This window comes from Nioella sediminis, assembly GCF_001879695.1.
Taxonomy (GTDB): domain Bacteria; phylum Pseudomonadota; class Alphaproteobacteria; order Rhodobacterales; family Rhodobacteraceae; genus Nioella; species Nioella sediminis.
Genome location: NZ_MNBL01000073.1, coordinates 1 through 17,456, shown reverse-complemented (window position 1 = coordinate 17,456; position 17,456 = coordinate 1). Strand labels below are relative to the sequence as shown.

Sequence of the window (17,456 nt, the reverse complement as noted above, 5' to 3'; positions counted from 1 at the left end):
CGCCGCCGCAAGCCGGGGCTTTTCACCCTGTCCGGCGGCCTGTCGCTTTTCTCCCTGTCCTCTGACGACTCGGACCCAGACGGCGGGGATTGATCAGCCCGCAGCCTTCAGCTCCAACCGCCGACGGTGCAGAACCGGCTCCGTATAGCCCGAAGGCTGCGCCCGGCCCTCGAACACCAGGTCGCAAGCCGCCTTGAAGGCAATCCCGTCGAACCCCGGCGCCATCGGCCGATAGGCCGGATCGCCCGCGTTCTGGCGGTCCACGACCTCGGCCATCTTCTTCATCGCCTCCATCACGCGCGCCTCGCTTACAATCCCATGATGCAGCCAGTTGGCCAGCGCCTGGCTGGAAATCCGGCATGTCGCGCGGTCTTCCATCAGGCCCACGTCATGGATGTCGGGCACCTTGGAACAGCCGACACCCTGATCGACCCACCGGACCACATAGCCGAGGATCCCTTGCGCGTTGTTCTCAATCTCCTGGCCGACCTCGTCGTCAGAGAGGTTGCGCCCCTCCATCACCGGGATGGTCAGCAGATCCGCCAGCGTGCCCCGCGCGCCACCGGCCTTGATCTCCTCCTGACGCGCCAGCACATCGACCTTGTGGTAATGGGTGGCGTGCAGCGTGGCGGCAGTAGGTGACGGCACCCAGGCACAGTTCGCGCCGGACATCGGATGGCCAATCTTGGCCTCCAGCATTGCGTGCATCCTGTCGGGCATCGCCCACATGCCCTTGCCGATCTGCGCCTTTCCCTGCAGCCCGCACGCGAGCCCGATATCGACATTGCGATCCTCGTAGGACGCGATCCAGGGGGTCGATTTCATCTCGCCCTTGGGCAGCATCGGCCCCGCTTCCATGCTGGTGTGGATCTCGTCGCCGGTGCGGTCGAGGAAGCCGGTGTTGATGAAGGCGACCCGATGTTTCGCGGCCCGGATGCATTCCCTGAGGTTGACCGAGGTGCGCCGCTCCTCGTCCATGATACCCAGCTTCACGGTGTATTGCGGCAGGCCCAAAGCGGCCTCGACACGGGTGAAGATCTCGTCCGCGAACGCCACCTCTTCCGGCCCGTGCATCTTGGGCTTCACCACGTAGACCGAGCCGGTGACGGAATTGCCGCCCGCTTTGCCAAGGTCGTGCATGGCAATAAGCGTGGTCACCATTGCATCCATCAGCCCCTCACCGATTTCCAGCCCGTCGCGGTCGAGAATCGCGGGGTTGGTCATCAGGTGGCCCACATTGCGGACCAGCATCAGCGAGCGGCCCTTGAGGGTCAGCGCCTCGCCCGAGGACGTCACGAACTGGCGGTCGGGGTTCAGCGCGCGGGTGAAAGTCTTGGCCCCCTTGCTGACCTCCTCGGTCAGGTCGCCCTTCATCAGGCCGAGCCAGTTGGAATAGGCCAGCACCTTGTCCTCGGCATCGACGGCGGCGACGGAATCCTCGCAATCCATGATGGTGGACATGGCGGATTCAAGGATCACGTCGGCGATCCCGGCCGGGTCGGATGCGCCGATCGGGCTGCTGGCATCCACTTTAACGATGATGTGCAGACCATTGTTCGTGAACAGGTATTCTGATCCACCTTCGGAGCTTCCGACGTATTGCGGATGGGCCGTCAACGCGCCCATGTCGGTCACGGAGGACCAGCCCCCCTCGACCGGCACGGCCTCATCCAGAAACGCCTTGGCCCAGGCAATCACCCGCGCGCCGCGCGCGGGGTCATAGCCCTTGCCAGCAGGCAGATCGCCCAAGGCATCGGTGCCGTAAAGCGCATCATAGAGGCTGCCCCACCGGGCATTCGCCGCATTGAGCGCAAAGCGCGCGTTCATGATCGGCACCACCAGTTGCGGGCCGGGCACATGCGCGATTTCGGGATCGGTCGGGCCGGTCTCCAGCTTAAAATCCGGGCCTTCGGGCACCAGATAGCCGATCTCTTTCAGAAAGGCGGCATAGGCCGCCGCATCATGGGGCTGGCCGCGCCGCTCCACGTGCCAGGCATCGACCTGCGCTTGAATCTCCTCGCGCTTCTGCAAAAGGGCCCGGTTCTTCGGCCCCAAATCGTGCACGAGACCGCTCAGCCCGGCCCAGAACTCCTCTGCCGAGATACCCGTTCCGGGCAATGCGCGGGTTTCGATGAAGTCGACAAGGCGCTCATCCACCTGAAGTCCGTGTTTGTCGCTGCGCGCAGTCATGGCCCTGCCCCTCTTGATCAAATCGCTGCGTATGCGGTTGCATGCCGTTGCCCCTGACCTAGTGCGAAAGTTTCCTATAGGCAACAAGCGCGGTCAGAATTCCGAACCAAAAACACTTTCAAATTGGCAAAGACAGTTGCCGAGCCTCGCTCATATGCCGTTTTGGCCTGAGCGGACGCGGCGTGGCGTGGCGGGCCAGCAGCGTATCGCGCGTGTCGCGGAATCCCGGCTCTCCGCGCACGGCCCAGATCTGCGCCCGCGCCACCCGCGCCGCCTTGACCGGATCGACCACCGGCGCCGGATAGGCCCGCCCCAGGAAGCGCCCGGCCCCGCCCCAGTCCCAAGGCGCATGCAGATAGGCATCGGGAACGGGCCGCAGCTCCGGCACCCAATGGCGCACGAACCGCCCGTCCGGGTCCTGATCCAGCCCCTGTTTCACCGGGTTGTAGATGCGCGGCGTGTTCATACCGGTCGTGCCCGATTGCATCTGCGCCTGCGGCCAGTGAATGCCCGGCTCGTAATCGGTGAAAAGCCGCGCCAGATGCATCCCCGTATCCCGCCAGTCGAGCCACAGGTGATAGCTCGCCACCGCCATCAGCATCGCGCGCATGCGGAAATTGATCCAGCCGGTATGGATCAGCTGGCGCATGCAGGCATCAACGAAGGGCAGCCCCGTTTCGCCGGATTGCCAGGCCTCCAGCCGCTCTGCATCGGGGGTGCGAGGGCGCAGGTGTTCATAAAAGGGATGCAGGCAATGGGTCTCGATATCGGGCTGGCTTTCCAGCTTCTGCATGAAATGATCCCGCCACGCCATGCGGGATGAAAAGCCCTTCAGCGCCCGTTTCGGCGCATCGACCTGCCGCCGCTTTGCCTCCAGCGCGTGCACCACCTCACGCGGGGACAAAGTGCCGAAGGCCAAATGCGGTGACAGGCGCGAACAGGCCTCGGGCGCAGTCACGGGCGAAGACATGCCCCGCAGGTAACCGGCCGCGCGGCGATCCAAGAAGCTGTCCATCAGGTCGAGCCCGCGCACGCGCCCGCCCTTCTGCCGCCCCGGACAGGGGTCGAACCGCAACCGCAGATCCGCCGCGTCGGGAATGGCCCCGGGATCAAGCCCATGCGGCATCAGCCCCTCCGGCACCGCGACCAGCGCCCCGCGCATCGACTTGTCCCGCCGTCCCTGCCAGCCCCGCCGATGGCTCAGCCCGCGCGTGATGCCCGGCTGCGGCATCTCCTGCCAGACCACCCCCTGCGCCCGCGCCCAATCCGCCACGCGTCGGTCACGGGCAAAGGTCCACAGATTGCCGGTCTCCTCGTGACTGACCAGCCGCATCACGCCATGGGCCGCGCGCAGGCCGTCCAGAACCTCTACCGCATCGCCCATCCGCACCAGCAAGGGCGCTCCTAATCGCGCCAGATCCGCCCGCAGGCCCTCAAGGCTTTCGGCCACGAAACGCCATTGCCGGGCAGAGCTGTCAGGCAGCGCCCAATAGTCCGGTTCCACGATATAAAGCGGCAGCACCATCCCCCTGCCGACCGCCGCCGCCAGTGCCGGGTTATCCTGCACCCGCAAATCCCGCTTGAACCAGAGAATCGTGCCCATGCCGCAATTCAGAACATAAAGTGAACATATGCGGAAGGGGTCAGAGGTGCTTTTCCCCCCAGGCATCCATCTTGCGATAGAAATCCTGCAACCGCTTGCCGCGCTCTGGCCTGAAGCTAGGGCCGTCCTCGATATCGTCCATCCGGTCGAGCCTGAACATGCGGAAATCGTCGCGTAATTGGCACCAGCCGACCAGTGTCCAGCTGGCCCCCCAGAACCACAGCCCAAGCGGGCGCACCGTGCGGCGCGTGGCGGTGCCGTCCTTGTCACGATAGGAAAAGGACAGGCGGACGGACCGGTCAACCGCGTCTTCCAGCCGGTCGATCAGCGCCCGCAAATCCTCCGATATGCGCCAGCCGATGGCATGAACCTGCACCTTGGCCGCCTTTGCGCGCGCCTCCTCTGGCAGCACCGCGCCGATCTTGACCAGCGCCTCCTCTGCCGCGCGGGCCATCCCGGCCCCGCCAAACGCCCGGATCAGCCGCGCGCCCGCCACCAGCGCCGTCACCTCGTCATGGGTGAACATCAGCGGCGGCAGGTCATAGCCCGCTTCCATCACGTAGCCCACCCCGGCCTCACCATCTATCGGCACGCCGGTCGACTGAAGGTCGGCAATGTCCCGGTAGATCGTCCGGGTCGAGACCTCCAGCCGTTCGGCGAGTTGCTGCGCCGTCACCAACCGCCCGCCCCGCAGGTATTGCACGATCTGGAACAGGCGGTCGGCGCGGCGCATCGGGTTACGATGCCTCGAAGAGGCCGATGGAATTGCCATCGGGGTCGGTGGCATAGAAGAAACGCCCCGCCGGGATTTCGATGGCAGGCGAAATCACCTTGCCGCCGGCGGCGGTCACCCGGTCCATCGCCTCTTCCAGCGTGCCTTCCGCGGCCAGATGCACGGTCGGGCCAGTGCCATCGCCAGCGGGTTTGCCTTCATAAAGGTGGCCCGCCACGCCGGACATGAAATCCGAGGCCTTGAACAGCGCCGTTTCATTCGGCCCCATCTGCATGCGCTCCAGCGTCAGGCCCGTGGCCTTGCTGTAAAACGCCATCGCGGCGGTCAGGTCGCTGACCGGCAGCTCGATCCAGACGGTTGGATGGGTGGGGGTAAAGCTCATGGGTCTGTCCTTTCGGGTGAGAGTAGCGAATGCACCCTGTCTGTCACAGCCCTGCTGACAGCATTCTGTCAGCATCCCCCTTGCACCCGTCCGCCGCATGCGAAACCCTGCACGCAGCTTACAGGAGGCCCCAGATGCGCGACGCTGCCCCACAGGTGATTCACCTTGCCGATTACACCCCGCCCAACTGGCTGATCGAGCTGGTGGAGCTCGATTTCACCCTCGACCCCAAGGCGACCCGCGTCCGTTCTCGCGTGCATTTCCTGCGCAACCCCGCCGTGCCGCGCGGTGACCTGCATCTGGATGGCGAAAAGCTGACGCTGATCTCCGCCGCGATCGACGGTGAGGCGCTGTCGGAAAACGAGTACCAGTTGACCGAAACGGCGCTGACCGTGCCCGCCGACCGCCTGCCGGAAGATGGCTTCCTGTGGGAGGCGGAGGTGGAAATCGCCCCCGCCGACAACACCGCGCTGGAGGGGCTCTACATGTCGGGCGGCATGTACTGCACCCAGTGCGAGGCCGAGGGCTTCCGCAAGATCACCTATTACCCCGACCGGCCCGACGTGATGGCCCCCTTCACCGTGCGCATCCATTCGCCGATGCCGGTGCTTCTGTCGAACGGCAATCCGGTGGACCGGCACGGGCCGGTTGCGGAATGGCACGACCCCTGGCCCAAGCCCGCCTATCTCTTCGCCCTCGTCGCGGGCGATCTGGTGGCCTATTCCGATCATTTCATGACCATGTCGGGCCGCCCGGTGGCGCTCAACATCTGGGTTCGGCGCGGGGATGAGGACAAATCGCACTACGCCATGGGCGCGCTGAAACGATCGATGACCTGGGACGAACAGGTCTACGGGCGCGAATACGATCTCGACGTGTTCAACATCGTCGCCGTCGATGATTTCAACATGGGCGCGATGGAGAACAAGGGGCTCAATATCTTCAACTCCAAATACGTGCTCGCCAGCCCCGAAACCGCCACCGACCGAGATTACGAGTTCATCGAGGGCATCATCGCGCATGAGTATTTCCACAACTGGACCGGCAACCGCATCACCTGCCGCGACTGGTTCCAGCTCTGCCTAAAGGAAGGGCTGACCGTCTTCCGCGACCAGCAGTTTTCCGGCGACATGCGCGGCCACGCGGTCAAGCGCATCGACGATGTGCTGTCCCTGCGCGCCCGCCAGTTCCGCGAGGATGCCGGGCCGCTGGCGCACCCGGTGCGGCCTGAAAGCTTCGTCGAGATCAACAATTTCTATACCGCGACCGTCTACGAAAAAGGCGCCGAGGTGATCGGCATGCTGAAGCGGTTGGTGGGGGATGAGGCCTATTACAAGGCGCTCGACCTCTACTTCACCCGCCACGACGGAGAGGCCGCCACGATCGAGGATTGGCTACAGGTGTTCGAGGATGCCACGGGCCGCGACCTTGGTCAGTTCAAGCGCTGGTATTCGCAGGCTGGCACGCCCCGGCTGAGCGTCAAGGATGACTTCAAGGATGGCACATACCGGATTGAATTCACGCAGGAAACCAAGCCAACCCCCGGCCAGCCCGATAAGCTCCCGCTGGTGATCCCCGTGGCCATGGGCCTGATCGCTGAGGACGGGACCGAACTGGAACCCACCCGCGTTCTGGAAGTGACCGAACCGCGCCAGGCCTTCCAGTTCCACAATCTGCCGTCGCGCCCGGTGCCCTCGCTCCTGCGCGGCTTCTCCGCCCCCGTGATCCTCGATCACAGCCCCAGTTTTGAAGACCGCGCCCTGCTGCTCGCCCATGACACCGACCCGTTCACCAAATGGGAGGCAGGCCGCTCGCTCAGCCGCGAAACGCTGCTGGCCATGATCCGCGACGGCACGCCCCCCGCCACCGCCTATTTGCAGGCGCTCGCCACCGTTGCGGGCGACGACAGGCTCGACCCGGCCTTCCGCGCCCTCGCGCTGGCGCTCCCGTCGGAAGATGACATCGCTCAAGGCTGCGTCGATGCGGGCCTCGTGCCTGACCCGACGCAGATCCACACCACCCGCAAGGCGCTGGCCAACGCTATCGCAGACATAGCCCGTGAAACGCTGGAAATCCTTCATGACCAGATGGTTACGGACGGACCTTACAGCAGCGACGCAGCCCCCGCAGGCCGCCGCGCCCTGCGTAACACCGCCCTTCGGCTTTTGACCCCGCTGGAGGGCCCTGTCAGGGCCCGCGCGCAATATGACACTGCCACCAACATGACCGACCAGCTCGCCGGTTTCGCCTGCCTGCTGGAAGCCGGAGACACCGATATCGCCGCGCGCTTCCACGAACAATGGCATGGCGACCGGCTGGTCATGGACAAATGGTTCATGATGCAGGTTGCCCATGCCGCCCCCGAAGAGGCCGTAACCCGCGCGAAGATCCTGACGGAACATCCTGATTTCGATTGGAAAAACCCCAACCGATTCCGCTCCGTCATCGGTGGACTGACCGCCGTCAACTCGGCAGGATTCCACGACCCCACGGGCGCGGGCTATGCCTTCCTGACCGACTGGCTGCTCCGTCTCGACAAGGCCAACCCCCAGACCGCCGCGCGCATGTCCACGGCTTTTGAGACCTGGCGCCGCTACGATGCCGACCGGCAGGCGCTGATCCGCGAGCAGCTCGACCGTATCGCCGCAACAGACGGGCTCAGCCGCGACCTGGCTGAAATGACAGGGCGGATGCTGACCGGCTGACCGGCTGACCGAGTTTTCACGCGCTTTCCCCGGCTTTGCCATGAAAAGGGCCGAATGCGGGGTCATGTTTGTGTCATGAGCAACGGATATACATTTCTGGTACATCAACGCTCCGGGCTGGCCTGGATGGGGCTGGTTTCGGGGCTGGTGATGCTGGCCACGGCCGCGCAACGGGGCGCGCCGCTCTGGGTCTGGGCCCTGCTGGCCCCCTGCATCCTGATTTGCGTGTTGCAGATCGCGCTGCGCCCCTCCTATGGCATCGGCTACAGCGCGAGGAACCTCTCGATCTTCAACGGCTTTTCCCGCCAGAACCTGCCGCTGTCGCGCGTCGATCACCTGCGCCTTTCCGATGATCGCGCCGTCATCGTGCTGCGCTCGGGGGCAGAGATTGCGCTGCCCCAACAGGCCCTGCGCAACACCCTTGCGCTGATCCGCGAAACCACGGATCGCGGCATCCCGGTGCGCGCGCTCTAACCGCTGCAATACTCCTGTTCCGACACCCAGGCCCGCATCCCTTCGCGCCGCTGGCTGCTGTGAAACGGCCCCCATTCCGCCGCCACGCCCCGCATGCCCCGCGACACGACGCCATCACGCTCCACGTTCTGCGCCATGATCCGCACCGCGCAGCGCAGGTTCGCAGCCCCGTTCATCAGCGCTTCCCCGGTGCCCACGGCACAGCCCCGATAGCGCGCCGTGGCCGGCGCGATCTGCACCAGCCCAAACCAGCGCCCGCCACCTCCAACCGCGTCGGGCCGGTGCGTGCTCTCGTACCAGCTCAGCGCCGAAACCAGCCCCGCCCAGAACGCCGCCCGCTGATCCGGCCCCGCATCCGCATAGGCCGGGCACCAGGCTGCGATATCCTCGGGCACCACGTCGAGCAGCCCTTCCTGCGCCAGCACCGCCCGAAACAGCGTCGGGCCCCAGGCAGGCCGCGCAGGCCCCTCCATGCCGGGACGCATCTCGTCCCAATGCAAGGGCGGCAACGCCAGCGCCGGGCGCGGCAGAGGTGCCGGGCTCGTTTCCGGGGCAAAGCCGGGACGCGGCAGCGGCGCGGGGCTCTCCAGCGGGGCCAGATCCTCAGACCAAGCGGGGCCGGACAGAATCAGCACCAGGCAGACTATCAGGCCACGCATTCAACGCCTCCTTCCCGCTTCCATGCGCCCCGGCCCGCCCCCCGGCAGACAAGCGCCTAGCCCTGGCAATAGCTCTGCCGATGCAGCCAGTCGCGCATCTCGGCCCGCACATGATCCTGCCGCATCGGCCCCCAATCGGCGGCCACACCGCGCGTTCCCTGGCTCACCACCCCGTCACGCGGCACCGTCACGGCCATGATGCGAAGCGCACAGCGCAGGTTCGCCGCACCATCCGTCAGCGCTGCCCCGCTGCCCGCCTCGCAGCCCCGATAGCGCGCCGTGGCGGGAGAGATCTGCATCAGCCCGAACCAGCGCCCGCCGCCACCCACGGCCCCCGGCTCCCAGGTGCTCTCATAGCGCGCCAAGGCTGAGACGAACCCCACCCAGAAGGCCGCGCGATCTGCCTCGCCCGCCTCTGCGTAGCCCGGGCACCAGCCCTCCACATCCGACGGTGTAACCGCGGTCAGCGCCGCCGCGTCCCCCTCCAGCATGTCAAGCGAAGCGCGCGTCCAGATCTCCGCCTCGGGCCGATGATCCCAGCGCGTAACGGGCAAGAGGTCAGGCTCCGGGCCGGACATGGCACAAGCCGACAGAAGAACAAGGGCACCAAACCCGAGCGTACAGAAAGACAGCCGCATGGCCAGACTCATCCAAAGTTTCAGACCGCCCGTCTCTGCGCTCCCCCAGCACCAAAGCAAAGCCCCCGAACCATCCCCGCTCGAATCCGGCAAAGCCCCGCCGATCCTGCCTTTCATCTTGGCCCAAATACCTCCGCCGGAGGCGTCCCGCCCCCTCCGCCCAAGCCACCGCCGGGACCAGATCACCACCCTCCCCAATCTCCCGTGGCAACGCGGCCCGACGAGGCCTCCCGCGTCAGCGGGGGGTTGAGGAGGGCCGCTCGCGGGTCGACGCCGGCAGGCGGCGAAACGGCCTTGCTCCCCTCTTCCCCCTGCCCTAGAACCCAATGCGTTGAAACGGAGACCGCCCCATGCTCGACCTGACCTATGAAACCCCGAAACCCAAGACCATCGCCGGCGCGAAACAGGACTGGGAACTTGTCATCGGGATGGAGGTGCACGCCCAGGTCTCCTCGAATGCCAAGCTCTTCTCCGGTGCCTCCACCAGCTTCGGGGCCGAACCCAATTCCAACGTCGCCTTCGTGGATGCGGGCATGCCCGGCATGCTGCCGGTGATCAATGAATATTGCGTGGCGCAGGCGGTGCGCACCGGGCTCGGTCTCAAGGCCGAGATCCATCTCAAATCCGCCTTCGACCGCAAAAACTACTTCTATCCCGACCTGCCTCAGGGCTACCAGATTTCGCAGCTCTACCACCCGATCGTGGGCGAGGGCGAAGTGCTGGTCGAAATGGGCGACGGCACCGCGCGGCTGGTGCGCATCGAGCGCATCCATCTGGAACAGGACGCCGGCAAATCCATCCATGACATGGACCCCCATATGTCCTTCGTCGATCTCAACCGTACCGGCGTCGCGCTGATGGAAATCGTCAGCCGCCCCGACATCCGCGGCCCGGAAGAGGCCGCCGCCTATGTCACCAAGCTGCGCCAGATCCTGCGTTACCTGGGCACCTGCGACGGCAACATGCAAAACGGCAACCTGCGCGCCGATGTGAACGTCTCGATCTGCACGCCGGGCGCCTATGAGAAATACCGCGAGACCGGCGATTTCTCGCATCTCGGCACGCGCTGCGAGATCAAGAACATGAACTCCATGCGCTTCATCCAGGCCGCCATCGAGTATGAGGCGCGCCGCCAGATCAAGATCGTGGAAGCGGGCGGCACCGTCGAGCAGGAAACCCGGCTCTACGACCCCGACAAGAACGAAACCCGCTCGATGCGGTCGAAGGAAGAGGCGCATGATTACCGCTACTTCCCCGATCCCGACCTCCTGCCGCTGGAAATCGAGCAGGCCTGGGTCGATGACATCGCGGCCCACCTGCCCGAACTGCCCGACGCCAAGAAGGCCCGCTTCATCGCCGATTTCGGCCTGTCGGACTACGACGCCTCGGTGCTGACCGCCGAAACCGCCGATGCCGCCTATTTCGAGGCCGTTGCCGGTGAGGCAGGGGATGGCAAGCTCGCCGCCAACTGGGTCATCAACGAGCTCTTCGGGCGGCTCAAGAAAGACGACCTCGCCATTGGCGCCTCGCCCGTCAGCCCCGCGCAGCTCGCGGGTATCATCCGGCTGATCAAATCCGACGCCATCTCCGGCAAGATCGCCAAGGATCTGTTTGAGATTGTCTTCACCGAAGGCGGCGATCCTGAACAGATCGTTGAAGAGCGTGGCATGAAGCAGGTCACCGACACCGGCGCCATCGAGGCCGCGGTGGACGAGATCATCGCCGCCAACCCCGCCCAGGTCGCCAAGGCCAAGGAAAACCCCAAGCTTGCGGGCTGGTTCGTCGGTCAGGTCATGAAGGCCACCGGCGGAAAGGCCAACCCAAAGGCGGTGAACGAACTGGTGGCTAAGAAGCTGGCCGAATAAGGTCGACAGTCACATCCTGCGTAGGGTGGGCAGTTTGCCCACCTTCCGCGCCCTACTCCCCTTCCCACATCGGCACCAGGTCCCGCTCCTCCAGTGCCGGATCACCATTGCAGGCCGCCAGCGGCCGGTGCCAGTAGCGCCGCACCTCCAGCACCTCCTGGCTGCCCACGGGTCCGAAATCCCCCTCCACGCAGGCGCAGCCATAACCATAGCCCGCCGGGTGCATCTGCACCCATTCCTGCGGGCTGCCCTCGGACGCCCAGGCCTCATCGAACCCCGGAACCCCGCCGCGCCCCTGCGCCGACAGCGTCCAGCCGCCATGGGCATCGTCGAGGAAGACATTGGCCGGGGTGGGGTTGGTGAACCAGCCGCAGCGCGTTTCGGCACCGGCGGGCAGGGCGATGAGGGCAAGGGCCAAGGCAAGGGCATACTGTTTCATGGGGCCAGAATGCCCACACGGAGGGTCGCGATCAACCGGGCTCGTCCTCTGCTGATCTGCACCCTTAACCAATTTCTCCCTACACCTTGTGCGCCCGTTTGTATGCACGGGGGGTGTACAGGGGGTGTACGCCCGGTGTACGGGGGGCGGCAGGCTCGTTTCGCCCCCTTTGACAGGCGGATCAGAGCCGTTAATCTTTTGTCCGATGTGCTTTCAGGGGTCAGGGTCCAACATGACCAGATTTGAATACAAGGTGGTTCCGGCCCCCAATCGGGGCCTCAAGGCCAAGGGCGTGAAGCGCGCCGAAGACCGCTTCGCGCTGGCGCTGTCGACGGTGATGAACGAGCTTGGCGCCGAGGGCTGGGACTATGTCCGCGCCGATATTCTGCCCACCGAAGAACGCTCCGGCCTCGCCTCAAAACAGACCGTTTACCACAACATGCTGGTCTTCCGCAGGGTGCTGGAAGAGGCCATGGAAGATCCCGCTTCCCCGGCCCCGGAAGAGACCGAGGAACCGCTGGCCCTTGCCGCCCCCGATGACGAGGAAGTCTTGTGGGACGATCCGCCAGAAACGCCCCCAGAGCAGCCAACAGAGACAGATGCAGCGGGCCCGGAAGACCAAAGGCGCGAGGCGGCGGCCGAATAGGGTCAGACCCGAACCACCAAGGCCAAGGCATGGATTTCATTCAGCAAATCCTTGCCAAGCGCGTCGTGAATTGCGCGATGGCGGGCAATCCGGGACAGCGGCTGTAGCGCATCCGCACCGATCACCACACGAAAATGGCTCTCGCCGCCGTCCTGATACCCCGCATGCCCCCGATGGCTTTCGCTCTCGTCGATCACCTCCAGATGGCGCGGCGCAAAGGCACGTTCCAGCCGGTCGCGGATTTTCTCCGATCGCGTCATTTTTCTGGTCTCTCCCCCTTCAATCCCCTGCGAAAAACCTTAGACTGCCTGTTCCGAGTCGAGAAGGTGTGTCCAATGGCCGACAAAGATCCATTCAATTTCGATCTGCGCGTCTCCACCGACAAGAAGAAACGCAGGGGCGGACGGCGTGGCATGTCCGGTGCGTTCGAGACATCTCAGCGCGTCTGCCAGCATGACGGCTGCGAAGAACCGGGCCAATACCGCGCGCCAAAATCGCCCGACGTGCTGGATGATTACCTGTGGTTCTGCAAGGATCACGTGCGCGAATATAACCTGAAATGGAACTTCTTCGAAGGCACGACCGAGGCCGAAATGGAAGCCCAGATGGAACGCGACCGGGTCTGGGATCGGCCCACGAAAAGCTTCAAGAAATCGGTGGAAGAACGCGCCTGGTCGCGGCTTGGCGTCGATGATCCGCACCAGGTTCTGGGCGGCAACGCCACCCGCAATCCCGGCAAATCCATTACCGGCAGCCGCCGTCTGCCCCCCACCGAACGCCGCGCCATCGAGATCCTGGAGGCCAAGGATCACTGGACCAAGGCGGAAGTGCGCAAGTCCTACAAGGCGCTGATCAAGGTGCTGCACCCCGATATGAACGGCGGCGACCGCAGCCAGGAAGAACAGCTGCAAGAGGTGGTCTGGGCCTGGGACCAGATCAAGGAAAGCCGCAACTTCAAGTAGGCGGCACGCCACCATCAGAAACAAAAAGGGCGGCCACCGGGGCCGCCTTTTTCATGTCATGTCAGGGGCTTGTCAGCCGAGGCTCATGCTGGCCGCGCTTTCCGGCAGTTCCTCGTCAAAGCAGCGCTGGTAGAACTCGGCCACGGTCTGACGCTCCAGCTCATCGCATTTGTTGAGGAAGCTTAGGCGGAAGGCGTAGCCGACCGAGCGGAAGATTTCCGCGTTCTGCGCCCAGTTGATCACGGTCCGCGGGCTCATAACCGTGGACAGCTCGCCATTCATGAAGGCCGTGCGGGTCAGGTCCGCGACCGTCACCATCTGGCTGATGGTCTGACGCCCGGCGGCGGTGTTGTAATGGGGGCTTTTCGACAGGACGATCTGCGTTTCCGCGTCATGGCTCAGGTAGTTCAGCGTCGCCACGAGGCTCCAGCGGTCCATCTGCGCCTGGTTGATCTGCTGCGTGCCGTGATAGAGCCCGGTCGTATCACCCAGACCCACGGTGTTCGCGGTGGCGAACAGGCGGAAATAGGGGTTCGGCGTTATGATCTCGTTCTGGTCCAGCAGCGTCAGCTTGCCGTCATGTTCCAGAACCCGCTGGATCACGAACATCACATCGGCGCGGCCCGCGTCATATTCGTCGAAGACGATGGCCACGGGATTGCGCAGCGCCCAGGGCAGGATGCCTTCGTGGAATTCCGTCACCTGTTTGCCGTCGCGCAATTTGATCGCGTCCTTGCCGATCAGGTCGATCCGGCTGATATGGCTGTCGAGATTGACGCGCACGGCGGGCCAGTTCAGGCGGGCGGCGACCTGTTCGATATGGGTCGATTTCCCGGTGCCGTGATAGCCCTGGATCATCACGCGGCGGTTATGGCTGAAACCTGCGAGAATCGCCAGCGTGGTGTCGGGGTCAAACTTGTAGGTGGGGTCGATTTCCGGCACGCGGTCACCGCGTTCCTCGAATCCCTTGACCTTCATGTCACTGTCGATGCCGAACACATCGCGGACAGAGATTTCTTCGGTGGGTTTGACAATCTTGTCCATCGCTCTTGTGCCTTCTCGCTGTATCTTCGGCTCCGCCGCTTGGTGTTGCACGATATTTCGGGGGGCTGCAAGGCCCCAGACCCCGTGCCGCGGCGGCGCGTTTTTTTCATTGCTGCTTCGAGGAAACGCGCTAGCTGCCATCGAATGAGCGCACAGACCGATCTGGAAGACCTGCTGGCCCGCATTGTCCTCAGGGACAGGGCGGCCTTCCGCGCGCTTTTTTCCGCGACCTCCGCGAAACTCTTTGGCATCTGCCTGCGTGTCTTGAACGACCGGGCCGAGGCCGAGGATGCCTTGCAAGAGGTGTTCATCAAGATCTGGAACCGCGCTGACCGCTACAAGGTTACGGGTCACAGCCCGATGACCTGGCTGATAACCATTGCGCGCAACCATGCCATCGACCGGCTGCGTGCCCGGAAAGGCGGCGGGGATACGGCAGAGCCCGATCTGGTGGTGGCCGATCCCGCCCCGGGGCCCGAGGCGCAGGCCATCGCGGCCGGAGAGGCGCGGCGCATCGCCGATTGTCTCGGCGAACTGGACCAATCCCGCGCGGCGGCGGTGCGGGGCGCCTATCTGGAGGGCGAAACCTATGCCGATCTGGCGGCGCGCTTTGACGTGCCGCTGAACACCATGCGAACCTGGCTGCGCCGCAGCCTGCTAACCCTGAAGGATTGTCTCAGCCGATGAGCGACCGGCCAACCATATCCCCTGACGACAGCGGCAAGGCGGCGGAATACGTCCTTGGCCTGCTGCCGGATGCGGAAGCGCGCGAGATGCGGGCGCGGCTGGCGTCAGAGCCCGCGTTGCGCGCCGAAGTCCTTGCGTGGGAACGGCGTTTCGCAACCATGGCCGAGCAGGAGGTCGCACCGGTGACACCGCCCACATCGGTCGAGGCGCGTCTGGTGGCCCATCTCTTCCGCGATGACGCCCGCTCGCGCTGGTATTGGTCGGGGCTTTGGCGCGGGGCCGCGGCCTTGGCCATGGCGGGATTGGTTGCGCTGGCGGTGCTGGTCTATTCCGGCGGCCCGGGCAGCCGTGACGAGCCGGACTACACTGCGATCATCGCCGCCGAGGACGGCAGCTTGCAATTGGCTGCGGCGCTCGATCTCGACAGCGGGCAGCTTCGCGTCAGCCGCCAATCCGGTTCCGTGGCCGAAGGCCGCGCGCAGGAGCTTTGGCTGATCGCGGGCGACGCGGCCCCGGTCTCGCTTGGCCTGCTGTCGGCAGAGGCTGAAACGCAAGTCGCGGTGCCGGAACCCCTGCGCGCTCTGTTTGCCGGGGGTGTACTGGCCGTATCGGATGAACCGCCCGGCGGATCGCCAACCGGCGCGCCCACGGGGGACGTCCTGGCCATTGGCGTGATCGAGGAAATTCAGGCTTGATTTCAGGGCCTTGAACCCTCTTTCAACTTTTTTATCCGCGCTGTGAAACTTACCGCCCCGCTGCCTCGTGGTTTCTGATGAGCGTCCCGGAATGGACGTGCCAACATCAGAGGAGACCACCACATGACCCCCAAGACCCTGACCGCTGCCCTTATGGCCCTCGGCCTGACCTCGGGCGTTGCACTCGCCGAATCCCATGCGTCCACCGGCAATCCGATGGTCGGCGGCGCGGCGATGTTCCCCACGATGAATATCGTAGAGAATGCGGTGAATTCCGCCGATCACACCACCCTCGTGGCTGCTGTGCAGCATGCGGGCCTTGTCGATACGCTGGCAGGCGACGGCCCCTTCACCGTCTTCGCCCCGACCAATGACGCCTTCGCAGCCCTGCCCGCCGGATCGGTCGAAGCGCTGCTGGAGCCCCAGAACATGGGCCGCCTGCGCGAAATCCTGACCTGCCACGTGGTCGCGACCAATGCCCTGTCCGATGCCATCATGGGCATGATCGCCGATGACAGCGGCGCGCATGACGTGCAGACCGTGGGCGGCTGCGTTCTGACCGCGCGGATGCAGGACGGCATGATCACGCTGACCGACCAGCAAAACCGCACCGCAACGGTGACCGTGGCCGATGTGGTGCAGTCGAACGGTGTGATCCACGTGATCGACACGGTGCTGTTGCCCGGCGCCTGACAGGTCACGTCCCGTCCCGGCCAGCCCCCATTCATGGCCGGGACGGGCCTCTACCGACGGATGCAACACGCGGTTCCTGTCCGATCTGTCCCCGGCAGGAAAGCCGGTCCCGCTTCTGACCGCGTCGTGAAAAGCCCCTGTTTCTTGGGGCATCGCATCCCCGGACGGGCGGCCTGCCCGAGCGGGGTCGCCCGCAAGCGCCCGGTCGTTGGCTCAGCCAATGGTCGGGCGTGTTGCTATGGCACGCCCCGCCGCCACAGCCGACGACCAGGCCCACTGGAAGTTGTAGCCGCCAAGCCAGCCGGTCACGTCCACCACTTCGCCAATCAGGAAGAGCCCCGATTGCAGCCGCGATTCCATGGTTTTCGAGGACATCCCGCCGGTCTCTACCCCACCAAGCGTCACCTCCGCCGTGCGGTAGCCTTCGGAGGAGGTGGGCGTCAGGTGCCAGTTTTCCAGCCGGTCCACCAGCGCCCGCAACGCCTTGTCCGATTGGTCCGCCAGATTGCCCGCCAGACCCCAGCTTTCTGCCAGAAACTGACACAGGGCGCGCGGCAGGTGGTCCGCCAGAACCGTCGTCAGCGCCTTGGCCCCGTCGGTCTGACGGCGCGCCCGCAAGGCATCATAGAGATCGGTGCCCGGACACAGCCGCAGCGACAGGCTGTCCCCTTCCCGCCAATAGGACGAGATTTGCAGGATCGCCGGGCCGGAGAGGCCCCTGTGGGTGAACAGCATCGCCTCTTCGAAACTGCCCTCATTGCAGCGCGCCACGACCGGCACGGCGCTCCCCGCCAGCGGGCGAAAGGCGGCCTTCTGATCCTCGTTGAAGGTCAGGGGCACAAGCCCCGGTCGCGTCTCGGTCAGGCTGTGCCCGAACTGCTGCGCAATGCGGTAACCAATCCCGGTCGCCCCCATCTTGGGGATCGACTTGCCCCCCGTCGCCACCACCAGGTTTTGGGCGGTGACGGTCACCGCGCGGCCTTCCCGTGTGAGGGCGACCGTGAAGCCGCTGCCATCATGGGTGATCTCGCCGATCTCGGT

Annotated in this window: 18 protein-coding genes; 8 read left to right on the top strand and 10 right to left on the bottom strand. The window is 65.0% G+C overall.

Going from position 1 to position 17,456, the window contains the following annotated elements:
* Window positions 1-93: 93 nt before the first annotated feature.
* The 4 genes from BKY26_RS10250 to BKY26_RS10235 form a co-directional block, all read right to left on the bottom strand.
* Window positions 94-2,190 carry a malate synthase G gene (locus tag BKY26_RS10250; protein WP_071690298.1) on the bottom strand — a complete coding sequence of 699 codons (2,097 nt, stop codon included), beginning with the start codon at window positions 2,188-2,190 and terminating at the stop codon, window positions 94-96.
* Between the two features lie 118 nt (window positions 2,191-2,308).
* A complete protein-coding gene (locus tag BKY26_RS10245; protein WP_071690300.1) occupies window positions 2,309-3,793 on the bottom strand; it encodes an FAD-binding domain-containing protein in 1,485 nt (494 codons plus the stop codon).
* A gap of 40 nt (window positions 3,794-3,833) precedes the next feature.
* Window positions 3,834-4,526: a helix-turn-helix transcriptional regulator gene (locus BKY26_RS10240; RefSeq protein ID WP_071690297.1), complete on the bottom strand. Its 693-nt coding sequence runs from the start codon at window positions 4,524-4,526 to the stop codon at window positions 3,834-3,836.
* A gap of 4 nt (window positions 4,527-4,530) precedes the next feature.
* Window positions 4,531-4,908: a VOC family protein gene (locus BKY26_RS10235; protein WP_071690296.1), complete on the bottom strand. Its 378-nt coding sequence runs from the start codon at window positions 4,906-4,908 to the stop codon at window positions 4,531-4,533.
* A 134-nt stretch (window positions 4,909-5,042) separates the two neighbouring features.
* Between BKY26_RS10235 and pepN the strand changes: the two genes are divergently transcribed.
* Together pepN and BKY26_RS10225 are read left to right on the top strand one after the other, a co-directional pair.
* Window positions 5,043-7,613, top strand: coding sequence for an aminopeptidase N (gene pepN, locus BKY26_RS10230; protein ID WP_071690295.1), 2,571 nt, complete (start codon window positions 5,043-5,045; stop codon window positions 7,611-7,613).
* A 75-nt stretch (window positions 7,614-7,688) separates the two neighbouring features.
* Window positions 7,689-8,087 (top strand): hypothetical protein, encoded by a 399-nt coding sequence (locus BKY26_RS10225; protein ID WP_071690294.1) that lies wholly within the window; start codon window positions 7,689-7,691, stop codon window positions 8,085-8,087.
* Here the strand turns inward: BKY26_RS10225 and BKY26_RS10220 are convergent.
* Both BKY26_RS10220 and BKY26_RS10215 read right to left on the bottom strand, forming a co-directional pair.
* Entirely contained in the window at window positions 8,084-8,746 is a 663-nt protein-coding gene (locus BKY26_RS10220; RefSeq protein ID WP_227434987.1) for a lytic transglycosylase, read from the bottom strand. The genes BKY26_RS10225 and BKY26_RS10220 overlap by 4 nt on opposite strands.
* 56 nt (window positions 8,747-8,802) lie before the next feature.
* Entirely contained in the window at window positions 8,803-9,396 is a 594-nt protein-coding gene (locus BKY26_RS10215; protein ID WP_071690293.1) for a transglycosylase SLT domain-containing protein, read from the bottom strand.
* A gap of 338 nt (window positions 9,397-9,734) precedes the next feature.
* On the opposite strand from BKY26_RS10215, the gene gatB reads away from it, so the two are divergent.
* Window positions 9,735-11,249 carry an Asp-tRNA(Asn)/Glu-tRNA(Gln) amidotransferase subunit GatB gene (gatB, locus tag BKY26_RS10210; protein WP_071690292.1) on the top strand — a complete coding sequence of 505 codons (1,515 nt, stop codon included), beginning with the start codon at window positions 9,735-9,737 and terminating at the stop codon, window positions 11,247-11,249.
* 52 nt (window positions 11,250-11,301) lie between these two features.
* Here the strand turns inward: gatB and BKY26_RS10205 are convergent, their stop codons facing one another.
* Window positions 11,302-11,688: a DUF4087 domain-containing protein gene (locus BKY26_RS10205; RefSeq protein WP_071690291.1), complete on the bottom strand. Its 387-nt coding sequence runs from the start codon at window positions 11,686-11,688 to the stop codon at window positions 11,302-11,304.
* A 232-nt stretch (window positions 11,689-11,920) separates the two neighbouring features.
* On the opposite strand from BKY26_RS10205, the gene BKY26_RS10200 reads away from it, so the two are divergent.
* Window positions 11,921-12,334 (top strand): DUF4177 domain-containing protein, encoded by a 414-nt coding sequence (locus BKY26_RS10200; RefSeq protein ID WP_071690290.1) that lies wholly within the window; start codon window positions 11,921-11,923, stop codon window positions 12,332-12,334.
* A gap of 2 nt (window positions 12,335-12,336) precedes the next feature.
* Here BKY26_RS10200 and BKY26_RS10195 read toward each other — a convergent pair whose 3' ends face one another.
* Window positions 12,337-12,594 carry a BolA family protein gene (locus BKY26_RS10195; RefSeq protein ID WP_071690289.1) on the bottom strand — a complete coding sequence of 86 codons (258 nt, stop codon included), beginning with the start codon at window positions 12,592-12,594 and terminating at the stop codon, window positions 12,337-12,339.
* Between the two features lie 75 nt (window positions 12,595-12,669).
* Between BKY26_RS10195 and BKY26_RS10190 the strand changes: the two genes are divergently transcribed.
* Window positions 12,670-13,296: a DnaJ domain-containing protein gene (locus BKY26_RS10190; protein WP_071690288.1), complete on the top strand. Its 627-nt coding sequence runs from the start codon at window positions 12,670-12,672 to the stop codon at window positions 13,294-13,296.
* 72 nt (window positions 13,297-13,368) lie between these two features.
* Here BKY26_RS10190 and cobS read toward each other — a convergent pair whose 3' ends face one another.
* Entirely contained in the window at window positions 13,369-14,340 is a 972-nt protein-coding gene (gene cobS, locus BKY26_RS10185; protein WP_071690287.1) for a cobaltochelatase subunit CobS, read from the bottom strand.
* A gap of 144 nt (window positions 14,341-14,484) precedes the next feature.
* On the opposite strand from cobS, the gene BKY26_RS10180 reads away from it, so the two are divergent.
* The 3 genes from BKY26_RS10180 to BKY26_RS10170 all read left to right on the top strand — a co-directional run bounded on the left by BKY26_RS10180 (window position 14,485) and on the right by BKY26_RS10170 (window position 16,415).
* Window positions 14,485-15,027, top strand: a complete 543-nt coding sequence (locus BKY26_RS10180) for a sigma-70 family RNA polymerase sigma factor (protein ID WP_071690286.1) — start codon at window positions 14,485-14,487, stop codon at window positions 15,025-15,027.
* Window positions 15,024-15,722: an anti-sigma factor gene (locus tag BKY26_RS10175; protein ID WP_071690285.1), complete on the top strand. Its 699-nt coding sequence runs from the start codon at window positions 15,024-15,026 to the stop codon at window positions 15,720-15,722. The genes BKY26_RS10180 and BKY26_RS10175 overlap by 4 nt, the downstream gene beginning before the upstream one ends.
* Before the next feature lie 123 nt (window positions 15,723-15,845).
* A complete protein-coding gene (locus BKY26_RS10170; protein ID WP_071690284.1) occupies window positions 15,846-16,415 on the top strand; it encodes a fasciclin domain-containing protein in 570 nt (189 codons plus the stop codon).
* A gap of 213 nt (window positions 16,416-16,628) precedes the next feature.
* Here the strand turns inward: BKY26_RS10170 and BKY26_RS10165 are convergent.
* Window positions 16,629-17,456, bottom strand: an 828-nt coding sequence (locus BKY26_RS10165; RefSeq protein WP_071690283.1) for a BaiN/RdsA family NAD(P)/FAD-dependent oxidoreductase, incomplete at its 5' end; no start/stop codon positions are given.

Coding starts and splice junctions, on each gene's coding strand:
- BKY26_RS10250 (WP_071690298.1), bottom strand. CDS start 2,190: ATGACTGCGCGCAGCGACAAACACGGACTTCAGGTGGATGAGCGCCTT.
- BKY26_RS10245 (WP_071690300.1), bottom strand. CDS start 3,793: ATGGGCACGATTCTCTGGTTCAAGCGGGATTTGCGGGTGCAGGATAAC.
- BKY26_RS10240 (WP_071690297.1), bottom strand. CDS start 4,526: ATGCGCCGCGCCGACCGCCTGTTCCAGATCGTGCAATACCTGCGGGGC.
- BKY26_RS10235 (WP_071690296.1), bottom strand. CDS start 4,908: ATGAGCTTTACCCCCACCCATCCAACCGTCTGGATCGAGCTGCCGGTC.
- pepN (WP_071690295.1), top strand. CDS start 5,043: ATGCGCGACGCTGCCCCACAGGTGATTCACCTTGCCGATTACACCCCG.
- BKY26_RS10225 (WP_071690294.1), top strand. CDS start 7,689: ATGAGCAACGGATATACATTTCTGGTACATCAACGCTCCGGGCTGGCC.
- BKY26_RS10220 (WP_227434987.1), bottom strand. CDS start 8,746: ATGCGTGGCCTGATAGTCTGCCTGGTGCTGATTCTGTCCGGCCCCGCT.
- BKY26_RS10215 (WP_071690293.1), bottom strand. CDS start 9,396: ATGAGTCTGGCCATGCGGCTGTCTTTCTGTACGCTCGGGTTTGGTGCC.
- gatB (WP_071690292.1), top strand. CDS start 9,735: ATGCTCGACCTGACCTATGAAACCCCGAAACCCAAGACCATCGCCGGC.
- BKY26_RS10205 (WP_071690291.1), bottom strand. CDS start 11,688: ATGAAACAGTATGCCCTTGCCTTGGCCCTTGCCCTCATCGCCCTGCCC.
- BKY26_RS10200 (WP_071690290.1), top strand. CDS start 11,921: ATGACCAGATTTGAATACAAGGTGGTTCCGGCCCCCAATCGGGGCCTC.
- BKY26_RS10195 (WP_071690289.1), bottom strand. CDS start 12,594: ATGACGCGATCGGAGAAAATCCGCGACCGGCTGGAACGTGCCTTTGCG.
- BKY26_RS10190 (WP_071690288.1), top strand. CDS start 12,670: ATGGCCGACAAAGATCCATTCAATTTCGATCTGCGCGTCTCCACCGAC.
- cobS (WP_071690287.1), bottom strand. CDS start 14,340: ATGGACAAGATTGTCAAACCCACCGAAGAAATCTCTGTCCGCGATGTG.
- BKY26_RS10180 (WP_071690286.1), top strand. CDS start 14,485: ATGAGCGCACAGACCGATCTGGAAGACCTGCTGGCCCGCATTGTCCTC.
- BKY26_RS10175 (WP_071690285.1), top strand. CDS start 15,024: ATGAGCGACCGGCCAACCATATCCCCTGACGACAGCGGCAAGGCGGCG.
- BKY26_RS10170 (WP_071690284.1), top strand. CDS start 15,846: ATGACCCCCAAGACCCTGACCGCTGCCCTTATGGCCCTCGGCCTGACC.